The organism is Mesotoga sp. BH458_6_3_2_1, assembly GCF_003664995.1.
GTDB lineage: Bacteria > Thermotogota > Thermotogae > Petrotogales > Kosmotogaceae > Mesotoga.
Genome location: NZ_JFHL01000002.1, coordinates 545,319 through 571,297, shown reverse-complemented (window position 1 = coordinate 571,297; position 25,979 = coordinate 545,319). Strand labels below are relative to the sequence as shown.

The window sequence follows — 25,979 nt, the reverse complement described above, 5'->3', positions numbered from 1 at the left end:
TCCCTGATGTGGGTGTCTTTATTATACAGAAAATATGTAACCAGACAATTGCCCAATTACTTCAGTTCGACTTCGGCGCCAGCTTCTTCAAGCTGCTTCTTCAGTTCTTCTGCCTCCGCTTTCGGAAGGGTCTCTTTGACGACGCCCTCCGGTGTGCCAGCCTTTTCAACTAGATCCTTGGCTTCCTTTAGTCCGAGTCCGGTTATAGTTCTTACGACCTTAATGACATCGATCTTCTTCGCTCCGAAAGACTTCAAAACAACCTTGAATTCAGACTGCTCTTCTTCTTCCTCGGCTGCTGCACCGCCTGCTGCAGGCGCCGCTGCTACAGCCATAGGAGCTGCCGCGCTGACACCGAATTCCTCTTCTAAGGCCTTCACAAGTTCAGAAAGCTCTGCTACTGTCATTTCTTTTATTGCACCTATTAGTTCTTCCTTAGTCATCTTACCACACCTCCACATGAATCATTCAGCTTTTTTATCCTTAATTGCATTTAGAGCATACAGGAACTTCGTTAGCACTCCGTTCAGAGTATAGACAAGACCGGTTATCGGAGCAGCAAATCCGCCGACAACCATAGCAATCAATTGATCTCTCGAAGGCAGTTTTGCAAGTTCTGCGGACTGGTCCCCGGTAAAGTATTTCCCTTCAAGAAATCCGGCTTTTATAACTGGCAATGTCCTGTTGTTCTTGTTGAAATCAGTGATTATCTTCAGCGCTGAGATCGGATCCTCATCATCCACAGTCAGCACTGCCGTCGTACCGGTAATTGAGTCTTTCCATTCGCTTTCGTCAAAACCGGCATTGTTTAGAGCAAGCCTGACCAGCGTGTTCTTCTTTATCGTGAACTGGGCCCTGTCTTCGTACTTTTCATAAAGTCTGTCTCTGAAAGTAGTTATTCCAGCGACCTTCATACCCTTATAGTCCGCGAAGAGTATTAGTGAAGACTTCTTGTAGGCCTCTGATAGACTCTCAACGATTTCTTCTTTTCTTTCTCTGGTTAGCACTTCTCGCACCTCCTTTCAGAAAAGCGGCCCCATAATCGAGGCCGCAGAAGGCTAGATCTTCTACATACCTCGGTAGGCGGCTTACGCTCTTAATTACCTACTGTCTCTGGCAACGAATCTATATCTTATTCTTACTTGACTACTTCTCTGTCTCTTTAACGAAATCTACCTTTATTCCAGCACCCATCGTCGTTGTAAGGAAGACTCTCTGAACGAATCTACCTTTTGAACCAGATGGCTTCATTCTCGTAATCTGATTGAGAGCCGAGACGAAGTTCTCACGCAGATTCTCACTTTCAAACGACTTCTTTCCGACAGGCAGATGAAGATTCCCTGTCTTATCGTTCTTGACTTCGATTCTTCCAGCTTTGAATCCCTTAACTGCATCTTCGACATCGGTAGTCACAGTTCCGGCCTTAGGAGACGGCATCAGGCCGCGCGGCCCAAGAACCTTACCGAGTCTACCTATATCTCTCATCATATCAGGAGTAGCGATTGCGACATCAAAACCTGTCCAGCCGCCTTGAATCTGCTGAACAAGATCGTCCGAGCCCACAAAGTCCGCTCCTGCCTGTCTGGCAACATCTGCCTGCTCTCCTTTGGCAAACACCAGAACCCGTACATCCTTTCCAGTTCCATGAGGAAGGGAAATTGTTCCTCTAACCTGCTGATCAGACTTTGAAGGATCGATGCCCAGTTTTATGTGCATCTCAACCGTCTCATCAAACTTGGTTGGTGGAAAACTCTTTAGCAGGTCTATAGACTCTTCTACAGAGTAGACCCTGACTCTGTCGACGGACTTCCTAGCTTGAATGTATCTCTTTGATCTAACTGGCATTCAGACCCCTCCTCAACCTACGATTTCGATGCCCATGTTGCGAGCAGTTCCAGCAATGATCTTCGCAGCGGCATCGACTGTTCTGGCATTGAGATCGGGCATTTTGACTTTCGCGATTTCCTCTAGTTGTGCCCTGGTAACCTTGCCAACCTTGTCACGATTAGGAACTCCGGAGCCCTTCTGGATTCCGGCAGCTTTAAGCAACAGGAAGCTGGCGGGCGGAGTTTTGAGGATGAAGCTGAAGGATCTGTCTGCATATACCGAAATAACTACCGGCAACACCATACCGGCTTTGTCAGAAGTCTCTGCATTGAACTGCTTGCAGAACCCCATGATATTCACTCCGTGCTGACCGAGAGCCGGTCCTACTGGAGGCGCTGGCGTTGCCTTTCCCGCTTCAAGCTGTAGCTTGATTTGGGCAATGACCTTCTTAGACATATTTTCTTACCTCCTTGTGGTTAACGGGCTTAGCCCTCCCACTTTTCCGTAGATCAGACTATTTTCTCAACCTCAGACAAACTGAGGATAACTGGTGTCTCTCTTCCAAAGATACTAACTACGACTTTCAATTCCTGTCTTTCAGGATCTAGACCTGTCACCTTTCCAATAAAGTCTTCAAATGGACCTGTATTAATTCTTACGACCTCGCCGATCTCAAAGTCAACTTCTATCTTGACTGGACCGCCTGAATGTTCTTCATACTCTTCAATTCCTACCAACCTCAACAAGGCCTTTATCTCTTTCTCCTTGAGCTGTACAGGCTGACCACCTACCGAAACGAAGTTGACAACATTCGGAGTATTCTTGACAACATTCCACGTCTCTTCGTTCATTATCATTTCGATGAAGACATAACCGGGATACAGCCTGGTTCTGATGATCTTGAAAATCTTTATCTCTTTCCTTCCCGGAAGATCTGAGATTTCCACTCTTCCTTCGGTTTTAGAGAAAATCTTTCTTGTCTCACCAAACAGCTGTCCGCGCTTTACGAGATTCCCTTTCTTCGCAGTCCTTGAATCATAACTATCCGGATGTACCAGATATACGTCTTCATCGCCGTTTTCCTTTTCAACAACGATTCGCTTCATCTTCTGTGTATAGACAATCTTTCCGTCCAGTTCACAGAAATATTCCCCCTGCTTTGCAAGAGGCATTCCCTGCCTAATCCTGGCTCCAGTCTTAATGCCTGTCTCAATCTTTGCACTTTCGGGAATGTAATAGGTTTTGGTATAGCGTCTGTCAGCAGTCTCAATGAAGATTACTCTGTAGTTCTTGATTTCTGCGACTGTACCATCATTCTTAACCTTGATTTCTACTTCTTCAGCTACAGGATCTCCTTTGGCTACGTCTTGATTGTCCTTAACTAGAAGCTTTGCGTTGGCAGGAACGATATACTTTTCCGCGGCAACGTTAGTTCTGTCTAGCTTAGTTTCCTCTGGAACAAGAATCTTTCCAAACATGTGCGAAAAACCGAAAGACTCTATCTTGATCTGAATTGCCTCTTTGATAGAGTTTTCCAGGCCTGAATAAGTTTGAATTATGAACCATCTTTTCCGCACAACTAATCACCAACGCATAACAGCATTAAACAGCGCCTGTCAAGAAATTCAAAAGCGACCCAATTGCATTCGTAAAGATAACATCGAGAAGCGCAAGAAACGCTCCCGCTGCAATTAGAATGACGAGTACTGCTCCAGTAGACGAGATCATCTGCTCCCTGTTAGGCCACGTCACCTTCTTAACTTCACTCTTTACTTCGGAAAGAAACTTCCAAAACTTTGCCTTGGCCATGGGATTCCTCCTGACTCAGTTGAGACGACTCAACCTTACTTGGATTCTTTGTGCTCGGTATGCTTTCTGCACTTCGGGCAGTACTTACTCGAGTCAAGCTTATACTTCTTCTGGCGGTTCTTGAATCTGTAATAGTTTCTCGTACCGCATTCCGAACACTTCAAAGTTACAAGAACCTTATTTCCCTTTGTTTTCTTTGCCATTGCATGCACCTCAACAGTAGCAAAATTAATGGTGGTAAGGGGTGGGTTTGAACCACCGAAGGCGTTCCGCCAGCGGATTTACAGTCCGCCCCCTTTGACCACTCGGGCACCTTACCACCGATAGTTAACCTTGGAGCCAACGAAGGGACTTGAACCCCCAACCTGCTGATTACAAATCAGCCGCTCTTCCGATTGAGCTACGTTGGCCCGACGCACGATACTTATTATATCTAATGACCTTATCCCTGTCAACAAGGCAAATTAAGAAATTTCCTCATCTGAGTTCAGGGAAGCAAAAACCGTTACTTCACTTTCGGGACCAGAATCATCAGCATCTCTTCATTTCTAATCCTGATGTAACCCTCTTCCAACTCCTTCAAAGCAACCGTGATCTTATCGCCGGCCGCCTTAACTGTCGCTGGATCCAGTTTCGGACGTCCAAAATCCTCTAGATCTTCGGCTCTCTTGGCGGCAGCCACCGGAATTGCATACTTGTGTCTAATTCTCTTCAAAAGCAAATCATAATTGATAATCATCTAGTATTCTCCTCAAACAGGAATCTTTCTCCCTTTTCATTCACAATTCTATCAACTCGCAGCCTTTCGGCGGTAATGATCGCCTCAAATTGACTTACCGAGTGGTTTAAGTTATCGTTAACAACAAGATACTGAAAGTGCTTTACCTGTTCCAATTCCCACTTCGCATCTTCCAACCTCATTCTCAGCGATTCAATATTTTCCGTTCCCCTGGACTCGAGGCGTCGAATCAGCTCTCCGTAAGATGGTGGAGCAACAAAGATATAAACTGCGTCCTTCAATGCTTTCATTACTGACATCGCTCCCTGAATATCCACGTCTAGCAGTATGTCTGTACCGGAGTCCACGCTCTTTTTCACTTGATTTTTCGATGTTCCATAATAGTTCCCATGAACCTTTGCCCATTCAAGAAATTCATTCTCTTCCAAGAGTTTGCCGAATTCAGCTTCGGTAACGAATATGTAGTCTTTACCATCAATCTCAGCCGGACGTCTCTCTCTTGTGGCATAGGACACGGAGAAATCAAGATTCTTATTGCACTTAAGTACTTCTTTGAGTATCGAGGTCTTTCCGGCCCCCGAAGGACCACTCATCACAAAGACTATACCTTTCATTCTTCAAAATTCTGTCCAGATACCCTGATATCTTCCAGGAGCTTCTCAATGTCGCTGAATGTCTGCATGAATCTAGAGGCGATAGTCTCAGGCTGAATTGCAGATAGGATAATATGGTTACTGTCAGTGATAACTATTGCTCTCGTCTTTCTGCCATAAGTGGCATCGATTAGCTTTCCTTCGTCCTTGGCCACTTCCTTCAACCTTTTCAGCGGAGCGGATTCGGGATTAACAATTGCAATAACTCGATCACCGATAATAACATTTCCGAACCCGACGTTAATGAGTCCGTACAAATGAAACACCTCCTACTCTATGTTCTGAACTTGTTCCCTGAGTTTATTTACCAGCGTTCTTCCCTCGACAGAGAGGTTAGTAATCACCAGTTTTTTCGATTTCGATGCAATTGTTGACAGTTCGCGGTGCAACTCCTGACAAATGAAATCAAGCTGTACACCACTCTCTCTGTCAGATTGCATAACACCTCTAAAGGATTCGATGTGCGAAACCAGTCTGACTATTTCCTCCGAAATATCTGCCTTTTCCGCTAGAAGCGCTACTTCCTGTTCCAGTCTATTTTCATCGAGCTGGCTGTCGGTAATCTGCTCTAGTTTCTTCTTCAGGAAATCTCGATAGTACAGAACCATTTCCTCAGAATTGATCTGGAGCTCTTCCGCAATGGTCTCGAGTCTATCGAGATACTCGTTCAAAGCGAGAGACATGTTCTGTCCTTCCCTTTCCCTGTCAATGTTCAGTCGATGCACAGCTTCAATCAGCAGCCCTTCCACTACATTCCATATCTTCTCCCCAAGGTCCTCAGATGGTCTGCTCTTGAATATCTCCTTGAATCTGGCCATTGAATCTACTGAGACTTCTCCGGCAAGTCCGTAACGATCTCTTATCGATCTGAGAGAATTGTAGATTGAGGAGGCTATACCAAAATCAGGTTGAAGAAGGTCATCACTGTCCACCAGAGAAATATCAATCCTGGCCTTTACAGTTCCACGCTTGAGATTTTCCTTTAATAACCTGTTGACATTCATTTCAAGCTCAGAGAAAGCATCCCCGATATTGACATCAACGTTCAAGTACTTCGAATTCACCGTTTTCAACTCTACAAAAGCATTTACTCCACGAAGCGTCCTTTCGGCCCTCGCATATCCGGTCATACTTCTGAGCAACTATTATCACCTCAAAGGCGGTTAAATCTAATTACAGTCAATTATAACCGTTTGTGGCTAAAATTTCAAAAGAGGAACTGTTTTCTTCAGTTTTTCTATTAGAATCGCCACATCTTCCTCCGTGGTGAATCTTGACATGCTTATTCTGATAGAGCAAGAGGCAAGTGAAGGATCAACTCCCATTTCATCAAGAACGTACTGACCTCCATCGCTTCTGGAAGAACACGCCGAAGAAGTCCCCAAATATACACCTTCTTCAGAGAGAGCGTTAACCAGAACCTCCGACCTAATACCTGCAAAAGATGCATTAACTGTGTTAGAGATTGAATCCTCTGGAGTATTCACAGCTCCGCCAAGAGCCTTAACGCTCTCAACAATCTCTTTCTGGAGATATCTAAGTCTCCTGGATGAAGTCTCCATATCTTCGATCGCTCTCTGCATTGCTATCGAAGTCACCAGAGCACCCGGTACGTTCTGAGTTCCCGCACGCATACCCCTCTCCTGTCCTCCACCAGTAATCAAGGGCCTAATTGGCGATCTTCGTTTTACGAATGCTATTCCGACTCCCTTCGGACCATGAAACTTATGGGCAGAGAATGAAGCATAGTCACAGAAGCCCTTCTGTAGATCGAAGGGAATTTTGCCTATCGTCTGGACTGCATCTATATGGTAGAGAACTCCTCTTTCTCTCAATGTCCTACCAATCTCCTCATAGGGCTGAATTGCACCAGTTACGTTGTTTGCAGCCATAACGGAGACAAGAAAGGTCTCATCATCAACCTCATTGAGGAGCTTATCGACGCTCACAATGCCATCGTTTTCCGGTGAAACCGCGCGATACTCAATGTTCGAGACCGTCTTCAGATCTCTAAGCGTATTCAAAACTGCCTTATGTTCAATTGAAGTTGTAACAATCTTCTTCCTCTTGCCCCTGAAGAAAATGCCGGACCTGAGAATCCAGTTTATCGCCTCAGTCGCACATGAAGTAAAGAATATCTCTCTGGGATCGACCGAGAGACAGCGGGCCACTCTCTCCCTGGCTTCTTCAAGGCGACGAGCTTGCTTCACGCCAAAAGAATGCATGGAGTTAGGATTTGCATATTCTTCCTCGCACAAACTTGCCATCAGTGCGGCAAGTTCTCCTTCCATCTGGGTAGTGGCATTGTTGTCGAAATAGCGGATCAAGACTTAACCATCTCCTCGAACTCCCTTTCACCAATTATCTTTATTCCGAGCGAACGGGCCTTTCCCTCTTTTGAACCGGGATTCTCTCCCACAAGAATGTAATCGGTATTCTTCGAAACACTCGAAACAAGCTCTCCCCCAAGTTCCATTATCTTTTCCTGTATTTCCTTTCTGGAATAGCTGGGAAGTGTTCCGGTGACCACAAACTTCAATCCTCTTAGAGGTTTGACTCCGCCCACGCTTTCCTCTTGTGTATTCACATAATTCATGAGTTCCTCAATCTCTTCCCTTACACCTGATGCATTCAAGTAGTTTCTTATGTCTGAAGCCAGCTGTTCACCGATACCGGAGACTTCCTTCAATTCCTTCTCACTTGCAGAGATTACTGCCTGAAGACTCCCGAAGTAGTTTGAAAGGTCTCTTGCAAGCTTCGAACCCACGCCTGGAATTCCGAGTCCAGTGATGAGCTTGAAAAGAGGATTCTTCCTGCTCTTCTCGATAGCTTCGATAAGTTTAGCTGCCGTCTTTTCACCAATTCCCTCTCCCAGTTCGAGAAGATCACCTTCACTTAGCTTGTAGAGATCGGAAGGCCTCTTCACAAGACCGGCTTCAACGATCCGCCCCACAAGTTTTTCTCCCAGTCCCTCAATGTCCATTCCATCTCTGGAACAGAAAAACTGTATCCTTCTGCTAAGCTTCGCGGGGCAGGCGGGATTCAGACATTTCAGCGCCACGTCTTCCTCTCTCTCTTTCCCAACCTGTCCGCCGCAAACCGGGCATTGCGAAGGAGGATCGATTCGTTGCTCCTCGCCAGTTCTCTTATCGGAGATACTTCTCACTATCTGCGGAATGATTTCGCCCGCCTTTTCTACAACGACTGTATCAAAGATTCTTATATCCTTTTCACGGACGAAGTCGAAATTATGCATACTTGCTCTTTTAACGGTGGTCCCGGCCAGCTGAACCGGGTCGAGTTCGGCTACAGGCGTTATTGTGCCTAGCCTTCCTACTCCCAGAGTCACACCCGTAAGCTTCGTCGTAGCCTGCTCGGCCGGGAACTTAAAGGCTATGGCCCATCTAGGTGCCTTCGTAGTGTAACCCAGCTCTTGCTGCGAGTGAAAGTCTTCTACTTTCACGACCGTTCCGTCAACCGCATAATTCAAACTGGTTTTCAATCCGGACCACTTTTTCCAGAATTTGATCACGTCTTCTTTACCGTCTGCTACCTCGTAATTTGGCTCAACTTTCAGCCCGATTGTCTTTAGAAAACCAAGCTGTTCGCTTTGGCTTTTAAGTCCATACCTTTCAGGTTCAACAATCTGGTAGAAAAACGCACTCAGCTTTCGTTTGGATACTTCCCTGGGGTCGAGCTGCCTGAGTGTTCCTGCGGCAGCGTTTCGAGGATTTGCAAACAACTGAAGATCACTCTCTGCACGAATCTTGTTGAGCTCGTTGAAGACATCCTTTGGTAAATACACCTCACCCCTCACTTCTATCGAAAGGTTTTCTCTCAGTCTGAGGGGAATAGATTTGATAGCTTTGATATTCTCGGTAACGTCTTCTCCGACGAAACCGTTTCCTCTCGTTGCTCCTCTCAGAAACAAACCATCTTCGTACTTCAAAGAGATAGAAAGTCCATCGATTTTGAGTTCACAGACATACTGTACCAAATTGATGTTTAGTGTCTCTCTGATCCTTTTGTCGAACTGCGTTACCTCCTCCGCCGAGTAAGTGTTGTCCAGGGAGAACAGTCTGTACTCATGAACTACCTCTTTGAAGGAATCAATTGGCCTCAAACCAACTCGTACTGTTGGTGAATCGGGAGTCTTCAGCTCAGGGTATTTATCTTCTAGTTCAGTAAGCTCCTCCATTAGACGATCGTATTCAACATCAGATATCTCCGGATCATCGAGAACGTAGTATTTATGAGCATGGTGATCAATCTCTTTTCTCAGCTCTTTGATTCTCTTCTTTGCCTCTTCAAATGGAATCACATTAACCCCTCCCGAAGAGGATCACGACTGCTACGGCATATTCTCGCTCGTGAGAAATGCTGACCGTCAGATCGACGTTATTCAATAACCGATTCAGTTCTTCAGAGGGAATCGGCCTTCCCTCGTCGTCGGCCAAAAACTGAATCTTCGAATACTCAATGTCCTTACGCCCCGATGCCTTTACAAATGCCTCTTTGGCTGCGAAACGGCCGGCAGCAAACTCCATCCTTCTGTGTTCATTCCCTAAACCGTTAAAGATCTCCCTTTCTTCCTTCCCGAGAATTCTCTTTGCAACGGATTCCGTCATACGCGAAATATCGATAATGTCTATCCCAGTACGCATAATCCTCTCAGACCTCCACAACGGTGACGCCGCTTCCGCCTTCCGAAGGCGTTCCTATTCTGAAGCTCTTAACACCTCTTGTACGCCTCAAGTAGCTCCATACCCCTTCAGCAAGCTTACCAGTACCCTTTCCATGAATAATGTAACCCTGCTTCTTGCCATTTGTCTTCAGCATTTGAAGGAAGTCGTCGATAATTATCGGAACATCCTCGGTGATACTTCCTCTAATATCTATTTCCTGACTTGTACTCTGGTTCTCTAATTCGAGAGATGACATACCGGATTCAGCAACGACTTTTCCAATAACCTGGACCCGCGATAACGGAACCTTCAATGTGATTTTCCCCGAGTCAATAATCACCCTGGTGCCATCAAATTCACGAACCGTACCTTCTGCACCGCTGTCTATTAGCTTTACCGAGTCACCAATAGCTGGAATTGCCGAATCTCCCTTATCGGGAGCAACACTTCCGAAGAGTTCGACTTCCCTCTTCAATTCGTTCAGACGCTTGACTGCAGCAACTTTGTCTCTTTCACTTGATGACCTCGACAGGCTTATCGCTCTTTCTATATCTTTGATAATGGAACCCAGTCTTTCCTCAAGTTCATCGATTTCTCTGCTGACCTCGCGGTATCGTTTCTCTTTGATCATTGAAAGCTTTTCGTCAAACGCCTGAGCCTTCTCTTCAAGCCCCTTTCTCGTCTTGAGAAGACCCCTTCTTTCTTCTTCCAGTGACGATCTTTCTCTGTGAAGTTTGCCAATTACGGCCTCCAGGTCTCTGGCTTCACTATCCATGTATGAACGGGCTCTCTCTATTATTTCCAGCGGCAGTCCCAGCCTTTTCGAAACTTCGATGGCATTTGACGAGCCGGGAATACCCATTAGCAGCCTGTAAGTTGGCCTGAGACTCGCAACGTCAAACTCGACACTTGCATTCTCTACGTCTGAGCGCTCCATAGCATAGAGCTTAATTGGAGTCAAGTGAGTCGTAAGAATCAGTCTGGACTTCTCCAGCAGCCTTTCTATTATCGCAACCGACAGCGCAGATCCCTCAACAGGATCGGTTCCTGCGCCCAATTCATCAAGCAATACAAGAGAGTCACCTTCAACGCTTCCGATTATTCTTATTATCCTGGATATGTGAGACGAGAAAGTGCTTAGACTCTGCTCGATTGACTGCTCGTCCCCAATGTCCGCAAACAGCCTTCTGAAGAAGGGGATCTCCGATGATTGGTCCGCAAGTATGGGAAGACCGCAAAGCATGAGAAGCACCGCTAGGCCTATCGTCTTCATTGCAACCGTCTTTCCACCTGTATTGGGACCTGTAATGAATACGCCTCTTATCCCTTCTTCCATTGTGAACGTGATCGGGACCACCTTTTCATCATTGATAAGAGGGTGCCTGGCATCTTTGAGATAAAAACGGCTTGAAGGTGACGGTCCAATGAAGACACCATTTCTCTTCTTTGCATATCTACAGGCAGCGTAAAGCGCATCCAGAATCCCGAGGGCCTCCAGTGATGGCTCAAGTCTTTCAAATGTGCTAAAGAAAAGGGTTGTAAGTTCTCTCAATATTCTTCTGACTTCCTCTTCTTCTCTAGATTGAAGAATTCTCATCGAGTCGTTTAGAGCAATAAGCTCCTGAGGCTCAAAATAGACTGTCGCACCGCTGCCCGAAGAACCGTGAATGACACCCTGATACTCATTCTTCTTGCCTGCCGAGAGTGGTAAAACGTATCTTCCTTCCCTGCTGAGTATCAGACTATCTGTCAGACTGTCCTTATACCTATTCATTATCGAGTCAAGCCTTCCCCTGAGGTTCCTGGCAAGACTCTTGAGTTCATTTCTAATCTCCTTCAATACAGGAGAAGCATTGTCCTTAATCTGCCCGTCCTCTGAGATCTTCTTTCTGACATCGCCTATAAATCCGCGTTCGCAGCCAAGAAGCGCTACTATCTCGGTCACTGCCGGAAAGTCCTGAGAAACACGATCGAAGAACTCCTTCAAACGGCAAATATTTTCCATCGTCATGGCGCTCCTGAAAAGCTCTTCCCCGCCGAGACTGAATCCCCTCTTAACCTTGCCTATATAATCGTTGAGATCATGAAAGACCGTAAAGGGTGGCTCTCCTTCCCTCATCACAATCATGTTGAACTCGCTAACTCTTCTGTAGAGAATAGAGCTATCCTCAGCCAGAGGTTTAAGAGTCTTTATTCTCTCTTTTCCGTAACTGGAAATTGCCTTCTGAGAAATATCGCCTAGGACTGTGTCAAATTCCAGCAATCGAAGAGCATCTTCATCGAACAATGAATCCATCCGGCAGCTCCACCTTCCTGATAATCTTCGGCATGAGTTTCTCTCTGTTCTTTCTGTCATAGACTGCAATTAGAGTATAGACCACCACTATGGAAGCAAAGGCAACTCCGAGGGCAAGTCCCTCGGATCTCAAAATCGTATTCATCACTATGAGTGTAACAAGGAAAACGGCAAGGGGAATCCCGTATACAATCATTGATACTCTGGTTGCACTCAGGTTTCCAGTCTCGATTTCAACTGTATCTCCCGAATGAACCTCCACTCCATTTTTCATCGCTTTTATAGTAACCTTCTTCTCACTTAACGAGACACTGCAACTGTTCTTCGAGCCACAAGTTGAACAGGCCTCGGTACGAGCTTTTTCGAGGAGCACAATATCTCCTTCAAGCTCCTTCACAACAGCCAACTCTCTCATATTCACCTCCGCTAGAAACGGTAAGTAATCTCACCGCCCGCATGAAAAACTGGAAGAGTTTCCATTCCGAAGAACTGCTCAAGTTCAACTCCCAGCGAAACTCCGAAGGAAAGAAAACCTACCCGAATGTAGATAACCGGGGTAATCGAGAAGAAGATCCCAAACTTGTCAAAGTTCGCCGTCACTAGGCCGACTCTGGAAACAACTCTTAGTCCCGCCGCCGATTTTTCGGTCAAATCGTATGCCTGCCCTGCAAATACTTTCAATATCGTGTTGAAATTACCACTCTTGTAGAACTCTTCAGAAGAAGATGGAGATAGAAAGGAGAAGTTTCCTCCAAGTTCGAATGAGTTCTTTCCAATTTGGCTAATGACATATGCCGCATTAATTCCATCGTAAACAAGCTCTCCACTTGCCGAAGCTATGCCGGAATAGTGCATACCATCTATAATCAACGAACTAAAACCAAGAGATCCCGTGATTACTACCATCAGGAACACGACTAAGGTCTTCACATAACACCTCCAGTTCATCGAAATTATAGCATGGGTTTTAGTGACACACCGAAGGCAAAGCGAGTTATGCGCTCCCTTTCCAGATGATGTTATTGCAGCAGAGCTGCGAAGTAACCAACCGTCCTGTACCTGTCTCCTATTACCTCACCGCTCGTCGTATTGCTGAGCACATCCATAGACTCAAAGGACTCCCTAACTGCCACTATAGGACCTAAACCACAGGCAGTTATTCTTCTTTCCCTCGAGACATCGAAGGCCTCTCTATACTTCCTTTCTATCAGAAGACCGACAAGTTCGCTATCTTTTTCCATGGTAATCTCATGGGACTCGTAATGATTCAAATCCGATGACGCAATTATCAGAAGATCCTTCCGTTCACTCGACACTTTCTCCAGAATTTCTGACACCATCAAAGCCGTTTCCAGCCTCTGATCCGTCATGATAATCGGGACGATTTTGAAATCATCGTAAAGGAATTGCAGAAAGGGAAGCTGAACTTCTATGGAGTGTTCATATAGGTGCCCAGCAGTATCGGAGACTATCATCCCATTTGACATGGCTATGATTCTCTCTCCTAGTTCATGGTCTATCTCCACACTACCCAGGGGCGTTTCCCAGGCTTCGTCAAGCCACAATGAGAGTCGTGTTCCCAGGCCGGTATGGTTTGGTCCTACTATCACCACAGTCGCGGGCCTCATAAGCGAAGAGGCCTTCCAGTAGGCCCATGCAGCGACTGGACCGCTCGCCATATAACCGGCATGAGGGACAATCAGGCCGATCGTCCCTTCACGCCTCTCAGAAGTTACAGGAAGGCTTCCAGGTCCCACTGGGTGTAAGAAGCAATTCTTTATCTGGCTTTTAAGATCCTCTCCGTCATCTGCGTAAAATTTCCCGCTGACAACGGGTCTCCTTATCACGGCTCAACCACCTCCGCGGTGATGAAGATAACCAATTCTCTCTTGTCGGATGTTCTGTTCTCCGTAGTGAACAACTTGCCAATGAAGGGTAGATCGCTTAAGAAAGGCATCTTATTGACTGTCACCGTATCCTTATTTGCTACTAGTCCTCCAATTGTCAAAGTGTTCCCATTTGAGATTATTAACCTGCTATTTGCTTCCCGGGTCTTCTCACCATAAAGAGTTCTTGTTCCATCGACATATTTCTCGGGCTCACTAACCTTTATGTAGAGGTCAAGCAGGATCTTTCCGTCATCGTTGACGGTAGGAGTTATTCTCAACTCCACTCCGGTATTAAGGTACTCGATAGTCTCTATCTCCACCGGGTTACCCTCGATGTACTCAATTGTTCGAACGAGATATGGAATTGTATCTCCAATGTGAATCTTTGCCTCTTCGCCACTCATGGAGACAATGGAAGGGCTGGATATGAGATCGGAATCACTGTCTCTATTGCTAAGATCAGCTTCTATCCTTGCTGTCGCAGTATTGACAATATCGTCGATGAGCTGTGTTATATCCAGATAGTCAATGATTCTGAAGTCTAGATCGATCGAGCCGTTTTCTAGCAGAATCTCAGGACTGTTAACGCCTATCGCAGTCTTGAATTCTCTCTGAAGCTCATCCACAAGGGATTTATCGACAAGTCTTGTCTCTATTCTTACCTGCTTCTTCGGCTGCGAGAGAGAAGATCCGATCTCATCGAAGATGTTGTCTACCCTGGACTTCGCAAGCCCTCTCACAACAATGTAGCCGTTCACTGGATCGGAAAGAACCTCGCCTCCGTAGAACTCAATCAATCTTGTTACCTCTTCGACATTGTGATAGACACGGTAAACAAGCTCAACATCGGTAGGCTCTTCTCCGGCCTTCTGTTCCTTCTTCGTGACTGCGTAGATGTCATCGATTTTGCTTATCTCGACAGGCTTTGTAGCATTGATAACCTTCACCAGCCCGTCCCAGGTAAGGCCTTCAACAGACATGGTCACGTTCTCGACAATCTTGTCCACAAAAAGGAGTGAAATACCGAGTTTATCAGCAACTATCCTGAGAAGAGACTCTAGATCCTGGTCGGCCACGTTTATTCTGACCGTGGAACCCGTTACTAAGACTCCTTTCTCCAGGGGATCGACGGCCTTTCTCGAATCCTGAACGTCCTTGACCATCTTCTCCGCCGCATCGAGCAGAGCTGAGCTCTTTGACTTGATCAACAGCATCTGAAGGTCGTCGAAGGTCTGAACAGTTATTCCCTCGATTGATTCTCTAAGAAGATCGGCAAGTTCTTGAGGATTGACAGTCAGATCGGTGATGTATCTTGAGATCTCCTTGTCGGCGGCCGCCTCTTCAACTGTCCTAATGACAATCATAAGTGACTCTGGTTCACCGATTAGCAGCCACTGGCGTTCGAGGTCCACAAACTCAACTTTGAGGTCTAGCTTGGAGATAATCTCTCTGAGTTGCATCTCGGTAACTAGAGTTTTCTCGATTCTTACCGATTCGCGCTTCGAATCTACTGCGAGGATACTGAGCGCGGCTCTCGCGTTTTCAAGTCCGACTTGAGTTCCAATTCCGATGAGTCTGCCCGAGTACTCTATAATCGATCTTAGCTGAATCTCCGCCGCCTCCAGGAACTGTGTTATTTGCTCTATGCTCCAGCCACTGACGGGTGGAAGATCTTCAATCTTTATCTTCTCTTCTATCCCAGAAAGCGACGCCGCTTTATCAAGCTCACTAATCAGCTTCTTAGCTACATCTACATGTGTTTTCTCGCCCACTATCAGAAGTCGGTCATCAAACTTGCCTATGTAAGTAGATACACCAATGCTATCCAAAGAACTATCCAAATCCTCTCTGATTCTTTCATCAACAAGAAAATCGTTGAACTCTTGACTAACAACAACTATCTCGTAATCTAGAAACACTGATTCTCCGACTACAGCATCTGACAGAATACTCTTCATGCTATCAATGTCGTTTAGCTGACCTATCAACAAATACCTTGACTGAGTGATTTGAGTAAACGTTACTTCAAGCATCAGTTCATTAACCATTGCCTGGAGTACTTCAGACGTCAATGTCGAAGGCAAATCTACATATGCGAAGTAAACCTGCTGATTGTCTGCAAGGTAATCAATTACTGCCTGGGCTTCGTCAATGGACTCTCTGGTGCCAATTATAAGGTACCCACCGCTCACATCGAACACTCCGGAAAGCGAAATCTCTTTCGCGAGCAGATAAGTTTCGAGCGTATCTGCATCGATTCCGGAAAGCTTCTTTGCGAATCTGAATTCATTTACTATTCCGGCCTTCTCGCTCACAAGCCCGTTGAGAACCTGCTCGAATTCGCCTATATCCTCCCCCGTACCTATCATGAAGACCCTGTCTCCGACCGGCTCGAATTTCAGTTTAAGCTCCATTAGTCCTGCAATTGTCTCGAACTGGTCAATTTCTGTCCCTTCCGGCTTGCCAAATGTCACGTACGATATCGAACCGTCGGCCGACGTTCCGCTCGCGTCAATTCCAATCCTCAGGGAGGAAACGAGCTCCTGTGCTCTAGCAAGGGAGGACTTTGTTCCGACAATTATCGCGTAATCACCGGCTTCAATTACGCCGACCGGTATCTGAATCGAATCGAAAGCTGTCTCAAGCTGGCCTGGCGTGAGGTTCTTCGGAAGAATCGTTATTGTGTACGACAGAGGTCCTTCATCAACTTGTGCCGTTTTCCCGAGAGAATCGTAGACCTCGAGTGCCATCTCAACATCGGTCTGGCTTCCCACAAATACAAGCGCAGTATCGCCTTCGAGTATCTCTACATCAATTCCAATAAGCCTGAAAAGCTGATTCAGCAACTCGGCAGATACGCCTTCCTTAGGCTCAAGAATCTCAAAGACGTTCTTTTCGCCCGATTCTCCTGTGGAAACCTGCACAAGCTTCTCAACAAGCGCCTGGGCATTTTCGATAGAATCTTTCCTTCCGATCAAGAGTAAGACATTGCCGACGGAATTTAGATCGACTTTGAAGTCAAGTTTATCGAATATTGTCGAGAGAGAATTGAGATCAAATCCCTCTGGCAACGACAGAGTGATAAACTCAATTTCCTCCACTACGGGCTCTTTGTCTTCCGTCTCGAATCTTGAAAAGAGATCGACTGCCTTGCCGTTATTCTCACTAGAACCAATAAAGACCAGGTAATCGGAAACCTCTACGATCTTCACAGGTATGTTGAGAGATGCGAGCAGCTCTCTGAACTGGTCGATCGAGATCTCTTCCACCTTCTCAACGATGGAGTATTCAGGACTCTCAACACTTTCAATTCCAAGAGTTGCTGAGATAGAGCTTACAAGTTCTCTAAAACGATCCACATTGCTTTCAGTACCTATTACTACGATATCTCCTCCCACAGGAAGGATCTCAACACTTAGGGAGAGACTTTCAACGAGGGCGGAGATCTCCGCGAGCGCCAGTCCCTCACCAAGCGGAATTACCGAGTAGATTCTTTGCTCGTCAACGGAAGGATCTTCAGGCGTGAGATATTCAACTATCTCCTTCGCAGTCCTCAGATCGCTGTCGGGACCTATTAGCATAACTTCCCCGTCAACTTGCACCGAGGAGATGTCAAGGGCCATGTCGCTCATGATCTTTTCAAGCTTCTCAAGAGTCAGGTCGACAGGTAATTCTATAAGCCTGTAAGAGACTCCCTTTCCCAATCCGCTTCTGATCACTTCGTCGAGGAGGGCAACAGCCATATTTACATCATCTTCAAGCCCGGAAATCGACATACTCTGTCCCAGTCTCGTATATGAGAAACTGAATCCCGCCGACACCAGAATCTCCCTGAGTTCTTCGAAAGTCATTCCCGATGGAACAGGATACAGAGTAGTCAGTCTCCTTGTTTTAAGTTCAAGACCGTCCATAATATCTGGAACTCTATTAAGCTCATCGGCTGGACCTATCAACAGGTATCCCTGACTGCTCTCATGGAAGACCTCTACTGCGAAGTTCATAGCCCGGAAGAACTCGGCAAGAGTCTCTCCAGTCCAGCCTTCAAGCCTAGGATAGAACTTCGCTGTCAATTCCACTGCTGACGGTTCAGAACCGATCTCCTGCATAAGACTCTCAAACATTTCTATATCGTCCGCACTACCAACCGCCACAATTCTGTCGCCCTCTCCGTAGATCTTCAAAGAAGAGCCCATACTGGAGAGAAGCTGATTTAGAAAATCAGTGCTCTGGTAAATCCCCGTGAAAATCCGCATCTCCTGAGTCTTATCGGAAGGCTCATCGGACGTAAGCCGGGAAAGGATGTCCTTAACCTGTTCGATCTCTCCCTCCTTACCGTACACGACGAAGCTGCCTCGGATTTCGAGAACCGACATTTCTAGTCCCAGCGTACTGATTATCCCGTTGAGTTCTTCTATAGTGACTTCACGAGGCACGATAACGGTCACTTTGTGCTCGCTTATGATGTCGTTTCTTAGCTGTACGAATCTTGCAATTTCCTTTTCGGCACCTATGATCACAAGCTTTCCCGCCACAGAAAGAGGATATGAGTCTATACTGAAAGCCGAGATAACCGACTGTGCTGAGGCGAGATCGAAGCCTTCACGGATCTCCACAACCACATAGCTTTGCTCGCCGTCAGCAACCTGCACCTCTCTGCGAGAGAGAATTGAGGTCATGGTCTCAAGGGCCTTTGAAATACTGTCTTTTTGGCCAACGACTATGACTCCCGTAGGTGTGCTGAGCAGATCGACTCGGATTCCAAGCCTTGCGAAGATTGTTCTGAAGCTTTCCACTTCTTCAGACGGAATTTCTACAAAGTCAAAGACATCGGGTTCGTCGCCCCTGGGAAGGACAATCCCTTCGGCAAGTTCACCAAATACCTTGACAGTCTGAAGGACATCACTTTCCGGTCCGATTACCATCGATCTCCCGTCCACGGTGACAACCGTGACGGCAAGACCCATCTTCTCCAGCATAGCTTGAAGATTCTGGATAGAAGGAACCGTCTCGACTATCTCGTAGTAAGGCTTTTCAAGGCCCGCTAACCTCACCGTCTCTGAATGTATCCTGTTCAGAATTTCTGATGGGCCCACCAATAGATATCCTGACTGGACAGGAGTTGCACTAACCTTCGACCAGTCCTTCTCTCCCAGGAAGCCTCTCAAATACGCAACAAGCTTTCCCTCTTCCCATCCAGCCGGGTTGTTGAAAAATCTCGACTCGACAGTTTCGTCCTGTTCGGCCTTTGAAAGTACTGAACGAATCACTTCATTCGCCTTTGCCGCCTCTTCCTCGGTTCCAACAAGGACGACCCCCGAAGGAGAAGAGAGAAGTTCAACATCAAGTTTAAGGCTGTCAAGTATGGCAGTAAACTCATCAATTCTGTCGTTCGGGATCTCTGTGAACGAGTATTTCAGCTCCTTGTCAGTCGCTAGAATTACCGTTCTTTCATTTATTGAGTTTACGACACTTGCTGCATCTTCAAGATCCTCGCCGTAACCGACAAGTATTACGTTACTCCCGAAACTCAAAGCCGTGGCATCGATCTTCAATTCAGAGAGCACCTGTCGTATTGTCTCGAAACTGCCTTCATTTGCGGGCATTATCAAATAGTCGTATTTTCTCGAGCTTACGGGAGCCTCCACATCACTTCTGAACATCTTAATGAGCTCGACCGTCTTCTCAACACTTTCCTTGATGCCCACTATGAGATACTTGTTCTCTACAGGCAATATCGTGACCCTAAGGCCTAATCTGTCAAGCAGAGTGTCGAGTTGATCGATAGCGGGAAGGGAATCCTCAATAACGAAGAATGGATCCTCTATTTCGGCTAACCTGGAAGCCTCGGCAACCAATCTCGACACTACTTCTTCGGGACCGATCACAATATATCCACTGGTAGAAGGAGTGATAGAGATTCTCGAGAAATCGTCGATACCGAGAAAGTCAGTAAAATAACTGGCATACTTGTCATCGTTCCATCCGGGGACGAGGGCCGCAACGTTTGAGACCCTGTCTGGCTGACCTTCTGATTCGTCAAACAACGCTTCTCTCTCAAGAATAGCATTGACTGTCTTGAGCGCTTCCTGCACCTTGTCTCCGTCGCCGATCATAAGAACTCCAGTGGCCGATTGCAAAAGCTCGACTCCCGAGTTCAGCTTATCAAGAATAGTCTGGTAGCTACTCATGTCTGCACTTGGTATTCCCGTGAAGGCATAAATCGGCTCATACACCTGCTGGGTGGTCCTCCTGCTAAGAATGTCTTCAACCACTGTCGCCGTTCTTGCGACTGCCTGCTGCGACCCGATGGCTATGACCCCGGAGGGGGAGGAAATAAGAGACACATCGATTGCAAGTCGCTCGAAAATTGCGTTGAAGCTACTCATATCGTCAGCAGATATGTCCAGAACGCTGTATTCAATCGCTTCGGGTGCGGTAACATCATAGGTCACCGAATCCAAGAGCTGATCTATTATCCTGCCTGTGCGCTGAACATCATCACCGGAACCAATTACTATTGTGGAACTTCCCATGCTTACCAGATCAACAAGGACTCCAAGTCTGGAAAGCAGCCCTTCAAGATCTTCAACGGGAGGTATTCTCTCAAGCACTGTGAAGGCCGGATCTTCAAACTCTCTGAGCCTTGATATTTCAGTTTCTACCGTGTCCATGAGAGCTCTTGGTATTAAAGCAACGAATCCCGTGGAAGAAGGGACTATAGAAATCCTGTCAAAGTCATCGACTCCAAGAAATAGTCTCAGATACTCGCTTACCCTAACAATGTCCCATCCAGGAATTGCCTTGATATCGAGAGAGATCCTTTCTTCTCTGTCTACTTCCACTGCCTGAAGCTGCATGTATAGAGCCTTGAACTTAAGAAGATCCTCTTCACCGCCGATCGCGATAATTTTATCAGCAACGCTTACTGCAAAGACTCGATAATCTAGCAGTTCAAGCGCCGGTTCCAGAGACTGAACAGTAATTCCCGCAGAAATGGGAAGAAGGAGATAACTCTCGTACTTGTCCTGAAGCGGAACATCTTCAGTCGCTCTCGCGTTAATCGCCTCTATCAACTCTTCTGCTCGATCCAGTTCAGGATCTGAACCTATTGCGACTACACCGGTGGGAGTGTCAAGCAGTTCGATTCCGATGTTCAACCGCTCGATTATGGGCAGAAGTTGCTCTATTGAATCTGATCGAACATCAACAAATCTGTAATTCAGTTCCAGTTCGGCCGTGACACTTTCGGAATGAGCCATTACCGACTCAACCACGTCAAGTGTTTTCAGAAGCTCCTTCTCAGAACCGACTGCAATGACTCCCGTCGAGATCTGAACTAGTTCGGATGTGATTCCGAGCCTCTCCATAACTGTTTCCAGAGGAGCTGCATCTTCGGGTCTTACCGGCAAAAAGATGAACGTTTTCGACACCACTGCATCTTCGACGGGCTTTCCTTCTGGGTATATTGCCTCTATCAATTGGTCGATGATTTGATCTGTCTGAACCACACTTTCTCGATTACCAACAATCAGATACTTATCCTCAACCGGGATTATCTCAACTTTGATGCCCAGTGCTTCGATTAGTGTCTCAAGCTGATCAAGAGGTGGAAGTCCTCTTTGAACAACGAAGTGAGGATCTTGAATCTCTTGAAGACGACTGACCTCGGCCTCAATTGATTGAAGAAGTTCAACGGGACCCGCTACAATGTAGCCGCTTACCGATGGAGATATTGATACTCGGGAATACTGATCCTCATTCAGAAAGTCTCTCAGATAGCTGGAGAACACTTCATCGCTCCATCCCGCGACTCTTCTGACAAAGGTCGAGTCGTTTCTCTTCTCTTCAGTCGTATCGAACTGCTGTTTCTGTTCGGCAATCAACTGCACTACCGATTTTGCTTCTGCTACTTCTTCAGAAGATCCAATCACAATTACACCAGATGGAGAAGATAGCAATTCAGCATTCAGTCCCATCTTTTCAAAAATCAAGGAATAGTCTTGAATTTCATCGGAAGAAACAGGCACAAAATCGAATACGATTTCCGAATCAACGGTTGAAGCGCGCTTCTCAAGAATTGAATCTGCAACTTCAATCGCTCTTGAGACTTCATCGCCGTTTCCAATAATTAGAATACCTGAAGGGGATTCAAGTAATTTCACTTGCATCCCGATACTCGAGAAGATTTCATTAAAAGCAGACATATCTTCACTTGAGATCCTGGAGACCTGAAATGCAGTTTGTTTACTTTCAGATTCGTCACCGATAACCTCTAGAAGCCTTGAAACAAGCTCCTTCGCCTGTTCAACACTTGCGGAAGATCCAACGATTACAAAATAATCATCCACTTTCAGAATGTCTACAATGATTCCCAGTCTCAACAGAAGAGAGTTCATCTCATCGAGTGTGGGCATTCTTCTCTCAATCGAATAAGAAGGGCTCTCAATACTTCGCAGTCTCTCAAATTCGCTTTCAATGCTCTCCAGTATTGACTGAGGGCAGTTGATTATATATCCGCTTGCGGTTTGAACTAGTGAAACACTGGCCGTTTTCTCAACTCCAAGAACGACTCCAAGATAGGAAAGTAGTCGGTCAGAATCCCAACCGGGAACTCCGGAAAGCTCTTTGCTGACAAAGGCCCCTTCGACACTTTCAGAGGTAAGAATCTCGTTGTACAATCCTCTGAAGAGCTGAAGATCATAGCTGTCTCCAACGACGACTATTTTGTCGTAGACAGCAGTTATTACGAGATCGAAACTGAAGACACTGATTACGGAGTTGAGCGAGGCGATCTCTATTTCAGGCTTTGAAGAAATGATCAAGTATGATCGATCCCCATCTCCCTGTTGGGGAAGTGATGATGTCTCCTTCTTCAAGATCTCTTCAACTATGCTCTTGGCTCTAGCTAACTGCGCCTCAACACCGATTCCGATTATTCCTGCCGGGGTCTCCACCAGATCTATTTCGTAGCCCAACCGGGACAGTATTTCACTTAAACTACTTACCATGGCCGGTTCAATATCTATCAGACTGTAACTTCTCGGACCGGTCTCGATTGTCTCGATTCTTGACAGGACAGAGTTTATGACCTCCATTGCCTTCTCAAGTCTCTCTTTCGTAGCTACAACTGCCACACCTGTAGGAGTGTTGACAAATTCAACAGATAAACTGAGCTTGTTTAGAAGTTCACTTATCCCCTCGACTTCTCCATAGGGGAGGTTAATAAATGTGAACTCGTAATCCACCGCAGTGTCCGAAACATCACCCTGAACAGGAAGGCCGCTGCTAAGCTGTCGGACGAGCTTAGAGGCCTCCTCAACATTCTCCTTTGAACCAACTATCATGAACTGGTTCTCCACAGGAACAATTGTCACGGCGATACCCAGTTTTTCCAGAAGAAGCTCGAACTGAGCGAGGGATGGAATTGATGACTCCAGTCTATAAGAGGGATTCTCAAATCCTCTCAGTTTTTCTGCTTCTGTAGAAATCGCTTCCAGTACTGGCTGTGACGCAATTACTATATAGCCGCTGCCAGATGTTGTAAGTGTAATTTCCGAATAAAGATCGGATCCAAGGAAATCGTTCAGATAAGCCCTGAACTTCTCGATATCCCAGCCAGGGATCGCCATTATCTGTAGAGACAACCGGGTTTCCTGACTTGAGATGCGGTTCTCAACCATTTCAGTTATTCTTGGGATTCTCTCTTCGATAACGCTCTCTATCTCCGCAAGTCTGTCCGGGTAAGCTCTAATCACGAGAAGACCTGCTGACTCAATGAAGCTGACCGTCTCGTTTTCGACAAGGATCGTCTGGAGCAACTCACCCAAACCCGAAGAATAGACTTCGGGTGAGATTTCAAGGATAGACTGCCTTGTAATTCTGTATATCTGCTTTTCGTGCTGCTCAAGTTCAATAACCGCTTTCTCCATAATCTCAGAAGGAGCGTACATGAAGACCAATCTGTCTGCGATCTGCTCAACTGTATACTCGTCTTCAACAAGACCCTGAGCAGCGTAGAAAGTTCTAAGGAAAGCGGATACTTCCTCAAAGGAATCATTAGCCTTCAACTCGAGGTATGTACTTGCATAGTTTTCAAAAGCAATCCCTGTGAAAAGCGAAAGGAGATACTCAGCCGTTCCGATTGAGCTCTTAGAACCCTTGATGATGTATCCCTTTCTTTCTCCCAGTGACTCTATTGCTGCCCCGGTAATACGTTGAACCTGCGAAAGTATTGATTCTTCTATAGTTAGGTGATAATTTACAATAGTGTAAGACACATCTGTCGAGATCTCAGAGAACGAATCTGTGACCTTCTGAAGAACCGGAACGAGGTAATTTGGTAATTCGAAAGTTACCTTTCCGATGGGTTCAAAGGTTCTGTCGACTGAGAGATCCTCGTATACCGCATAGCTCTGAAGAATACTGAAAATCGTCCCTACCAGAGTCTTGTCTTCTGTCAAACCAGATCCTGATACGCTACCCAGTTTCAATATATCTTCAATCAGAAAGAAGTTGTCAGGTAGAGTTATCGTCTTTCTCGTCTTACTGGAGTCGAGGTCTTGTGATGTAACGTACTCCTTGTAAAGATCTATATACTCATACAGAGCATCAACTTGAGCAGCATTTCCAGAAAAAATGAGTTTGTTGAACTCTGGAATGCCAGTTACTGTAAGGCTATCAGAGAACAGCGTTGAATTTAGTTTTATAGCCAGTTCATAGTATGCAGTGAGAGGTTCGATGTCAATGTTGGTGATCTCCCATGGAACCGTGTATTCCCTAGTGACTGTGTTTGTCGTGAGAGCGGCAGAAAGTGTCATATGAGTCTGAAGATCTCCAAAAACCATTAGTGAAGCCTCGTTTGGCAGATACTCTATGAAACTGTTAACAGGAAGTGCCTTTCTTAACCTTTCGATCTGTTCAGAAACAGATTCTCCTTCGGCGTTGAACTCCACACCTATGTAAGTCTTCCAGAAGGCGTTTACCAGATCCTGTACTTCTTCAGGGGTCCCCAGATAGAATGTTCCATCGGTGAAATAGGAGTATGCTATCCTATCTCCGAGTGATGTAAGAATGTTTCGAAGAATGTCCTCGGGCATCGCAAGAGAAAAACCGACAATGACCTCCTCGTTTCTGACACTAGGAGATATGACATAAGAAAGATCAAGCATCTCTTCTGAGAAAAGGTACGTCATCGCAGTGGAAACAGTCATACCATATGTTGTGAACTTTTCGATATCCACGTTGATCTTCGATCTGAAGAATCTCAAAGTGACTACATTCCCCATTATCTTGACTTCGGGCTCATCAATTGCTGGAATCAACAACGCAACATTGACAGAAAGTCTCTTCGGATCCTGTCTGGTCCACAGCCCCTCCACGGGACCCATTCGGAGCGGGAGATTCATATCTCTTCCACTAACTCCGTTGAGCGCCAGGGAGTATATAGTCTTGGAAGGATTTGACTGAATGTTGTAATCGGTGACTGTGTCGTTGAAGATCATCGTCACTGTTACAGATTCAGCATCCATAGATGGTATAACAGAATTCAACTGATTAGAGACTCCAATACAGAAGAAACCCAGAACTAAAAATATGACCGCTATTCTTCTCACACGAATCACCCCATATTCACCCTCGAGTTTACGATCTAAAGTACTTCACAACAACAAAGCTGTTCGTGCTCGTGTCGTTAAGCAACACAGCAAATTCCGTAATTCCGTATACGATGTAAGAGGGAGCCACCTGTTCTCCAACTCTTACTGTAATCTGTGACTGTCCTGCTTCAAGAACCGCATAATCAACTTTGTTCAATCTATAGTAAGCTACATATTTGACATCGGCAGCCTCTTCGCCCACTTCCAGCATGGACCTTATAACTTCCAAAGGACTTGCATAAAGAGGAAGAAAGTGATTGCCCAAAGTAACGCTGCTTACCACTCTGGTAGTATCGATAGGATCGATTCTAATTCTGCTCGCCGCAACATCGGCAATTTCCACCGGTTCCAGAAGAAATGTCAGCAGAACCCCACCCGTAACTAACAAAGTTATAGAAACAACGATAATTAGAACAACCTTCTCCAT

At 46.0% G+C, this 25,979-nt stretch carries 20 protein-coding genes, 2 tRNA genes and 1 other annotated feature; all 22 genes read right to left on the bottom strand.

Annotated elements, in window-relative coordinates:
- Positions 1–56 precede the first annotated feature (56 nt).
- The 22 genes from rplL to Y697_RS03000 all read right to left on the bottom strand — a co-directional run bounded on the left by rplL (position 57) and on the right by Y697_RS03000 (position 25,979).
- Positions 57–443: a 50S ribosomal protein L7/L12 gene (gene rplL, locus Y697_RS03105; protein WP_121550214.1), complete on the bottom strand. Its 387-nt coding sequence runs from the start codon at positions 441–443 to the stop codon at positions 57–59.
- A 21-nt stretch (positions 444–464) separates the two neighbouring features.
- Positions 465–1,007: a 50S ribosomal protein L10 gene (gene rplJ / locus Y697_RS03100; RefSeq protein WP_121550213.1), complete on the bottom strand. Its 543-nt coding sequence runs from the start codon at positions 1,005–1,007 to the stop codon at positions 465–467.
- An 8-nt stretch (positions 1,008–1,015) separates the two neighbouring features.
- Positions 1,016–1,135: a sequence feature (ribosomal protein L10 leader region), on the bottom strand.
- Between the two features lie 11 nt (positions 1,136–1,146).
- The gene (rplA, locus tag Y697_RS03095; protein ID WP_121550212.1) at positions 1,147–1,845 is read right to left on the bottom strand and encodes a 50S ribosomal protein L1; all 699 of its coding nucleotides are present in this window, start codon (positions 1,843–1,845) and stop codon (positions 1,147–1,149) included.
- A gap of 12 nt (positions 1,846–1,857) precedes the next feature.
- On the bottom strand, positions 1,858–2,283 hold the full coding sequence (gene rplK / locus Y697_RS03090; protein WP_121550211.1) for a 50S ribosomal protein L11: 426 nt from the start codon (positions 2,281–2,283) through the stop codon (positions 1,858–1,860).
- Positions 2,284–2,336: 53 nt separating this feature from the next.
- Positions 2,337–3,404 (bottom strand): transcription termination/antitermination protein NusG, encoded by a 1,068-nt coding sequence (nusG, locus tag Y697_RS03085; RefSeq protein WP_121550210.1) that lies wholly within the window; start codon positions 3,402–3,404, stop codon positions 2,337–2,339.
- Positions 3,405–3,429: 25 nt separating this feature from the next.
- Complete coding sequence (gene secE / locus Y697_RS03080) at positions 3,430–3,636, bottom strand: preprotein translocase subunit SecE (protein WP_121550209.1); 207 nt, start codon at positions 3,634–3,636, stop codon at positions 3,430–3,432.
- Positions 3,637–3,671: 35 nt separating this feature from the next.
- The gene (rpmG, locus tag Y697_RS03075; RefSeq protein WP_014730505.1) at positions 3,672–3,839 is read right to left on the bottom strand and encodes a 50S ribosomal protein L33; all 168 of its coding nucleotides are present in this window, start codon (positions 3,837–3,839) and stop codon (positions 3,672–3,674) included.
- 29 nt (positions 3,840–3,868) lie between these two features.
- Positions 3,869–3,955: transfer RNA gene (locus tag Y697_RS03070), tRNA-Tyr, on the bottom strand.
- A 15-nt stretch (positions 3,956–3,970) separates the two neighbouring features.
- A tRNA-Thr gene (locus Y697_RS03065) sits at positions 3,971–4,046 on the bottom strand.
- 95 nt (positions 4,047–4,141) lie between these two features.
- Positions 4,142–4,375: a DNA-directed RNA polymerase subunit omega gene (locus Y697_RS03060; protein ID WP_121550208.1), complete on the bottom strand. Its 234-nt coding sequence runs from the start codon at positions 4,373–4,375 to the stop codon at positions 4,142–4,144.
- The gene (gene gmk / locus Y697_RS03055; protein ID WP_121550207.1) at positions 4,372–4,989 is read right to left on the bottom strand and encodes a guanylate kinase; all 618 of its coding nucleotides are present in this window, start codon (positions 4,987–4,989) and stop codon (positions 4,372–4,374) included. Before gmk ends, Y697_RS03060 begins: the two co-directional genes overlap by 4 nt.
- Entirely contained in the window at positions 4,986–5,285 is a 300-nt protein-coding gene (locus Y697_RS03050) for a DUF370 domain-containing protein (protein WP_014730503.1), read from the bottom strand. Before Y697_RS03050 ends, gmk begins: the two co-directional genes overlap by 4 nt.
- A gap of 12 nt (positions 5,286–5,297) precedes the next feature.
- Entirely contained in the window at positions 5,298–6,170 is an 873-nt protein-coding gene (locus Y697_RS03045; protein WP_121550206.1) for a YicC/YloC family endoribonuclease, read from the bottom strand.
- Between the two features lie 57 nt (positions 6,171–6,227).
- Positions 6,228–7,355: a cysteine desulfurase family protein gene (locus tag Y697_RS03040; protein WP_259462280.1), complete on the bottom strand. Its 1,128-nt coding sequence runs from the start codon at positions 7,353–7,355 to the stop codon at positions 6,228–6,230.
- On the bottom strand, positions 7,352–9,349 hold the full coding sequence (gene ligA, locus Y697_RS03035; RefSeq protein WP_121550205.1) for an NAD-dependent DNA ligase LigA: 1,998 nt from the start codon (positions 9,347–9,349) through the stop codon (positions 7,352–7,354). The genes Y697_RS03040 and ligA overlap by 4 nt, the downstream gene beginning before the upstream one ends.
- A gap of 1 nt (position 9,350) precedes the next feature.
- Entirely contained in the window at positions 9,351–9,692 is a 342-nt protein-coding gene (acpS, locus tag Y697_RS03030) for a holo-ACP synthase (protein WP_121550204.1), read from the bottom strand.
- A 7-nt stretch (positions 9,693–9,699) separates the two neighbouring features.
- Entirely contained in the window at positions 9,700–12,009 is a 2,310-nt protein-coding gene (locus Y697_RS03025; RefSeq protein ID WP_121550203.1) for an endonuclease MutS2, read from the bottom strand.
- Positions 11,990–12,424 carry a SoxR reducing system RseC family protein gene (locus Y697_RS03020; RefSeq protein WP_121550202.1) on the bottom strand — a complete coding sequence of 145 codons (435 nt, stop codon included), beginning with the start codon at positions 12,422–12,424 and terminating at the stop codon, positions 11,990–11,992. Before Y697_RS03020 ends, Y697_RS03025 begins: the two co-directional genes overlap by 20 nt.
- 11 nt (positions 12,425–12,435) lie before the next feature.
- Positions 12,436–12,939, bottom strand: a complete 504-nt coding sequence (locus Y697_RS03015) for a hypothetical protein (protein WP_121550201.1) — start codon at positions 12,937–12,939, stop codon at positions 12,436–12,438.
- Positions 12,940–13,028: 89 nt separating this feature from the next.
- Positions 13,029–13,856, bottom strand: coding sequence for an AmmeMemoRadiSam system protein B (gene amrB / locus Y697_RS03010; RefSeq protein WP_121550200.1), 828 nt, complete (start codon positions 13,854–13,856; stop codon positions 13,029–13,031).
- A complete protein-coding gene (locus Y697_RS03005) occupies positions 13,853–25,510 on the bottom strand; it encodes a type II secretion system protein GspD (RefSeq protein ID WP_259462279.1) in 11,658 nt (3,885 codons plus the stop codon). The genes amrB and Y697_RS03005 overlap by 4 nt, the downstream gene beginning before the upstream one ends.
- Before the next feature lie 28 nt (positions 25,511–25,538).
- Entirely contained in the window at positions 25,539–25,979 is a 441-nt protein-coding gene (locus Y697_RS03000) for an alpha/beta hydrolase (protein ID WP_121550198.1), read from the bottom strand.

Excerpts from the sequence above, each read along its gene's own strand:
- acpS (WP_121550204.1), bottom strand. The coding sequence starts at position 9,692 with ATGCGTACTGGGATAGACATTATCGATATTTCGCGTATGACGGAATCC.
- rpmG (WP_014730505.1), bottom strand. The coding sequence starts at position 3,839 with ATGGCAAAGAAAACAAAGGGAAATAAGGTTCTTGTAACTTTGAAGTGT.
- Y697_RS03060 (WP_121550208.1), bottom strand. The coding sequence starts at position 4,375 with ATGATTATCAATTATGATTTGCTTTTGAAGAGAATTAGACACAAGTAT.
- rplL (WP_121550214.1), bottom strand. The coding sequence starts at position 443 with ATGACTAAGGAAGAACTAATAGGTGCAATAAAAGAAATGACAGTAGCA.
- rplA (WP_121550212.1), bottom strand. The coding sequence starts at position 1,845 with ATGCCAGTTAGATCAAAGAGATACATTCAAGCTAGGAAGTCCGTCGAC.
- secE (WP_121550209.1), bottom strand. The coding sequence starts at position 3,636 with ATGGCCAAGGCAAAGTTTTGGAAGTTTCTTTCCGAAGTAAAGAGTGAA.
- Y697_RS03020 (WP_121550202.1), bottom strand. The coding sequence starts at position 12,424 with ATGAGAGAGTTGGCTGTTGTGAAGGAGCTTGAAGGAGATATTGTGCTC.
- rplK (WP_121550211.1), bottom strand. The coding sequence starts at position 2,283 with ATGTCTAAGAAGGTCATTGCCCAAATCAAGCTACAGCTTGAAGCGGGA.
- Y697_RS03000 (WP_121550198.1), bottom strand. The coding sequence starts at position 25,979 with ATGGAGAAGGTTGTTCTAATTATCGTTGTTTCTATAACTTTGTTAGTT.
- Y697_RS03025 (WP_121550203.1), bottom strand. The coding sequence starts at position 12,009 with ATGGATTCATTGTTCGATGAAGATGCTCTTCGATTGCTGGAATTTGAC.
- gmk (WP_121550207.1), bottom strand. The coding sequence starts at position 4,989 with ATGAAAGGTATAGTCTTTGTGATGAGTGGTCCTTCGGGGGCCGGAAAG.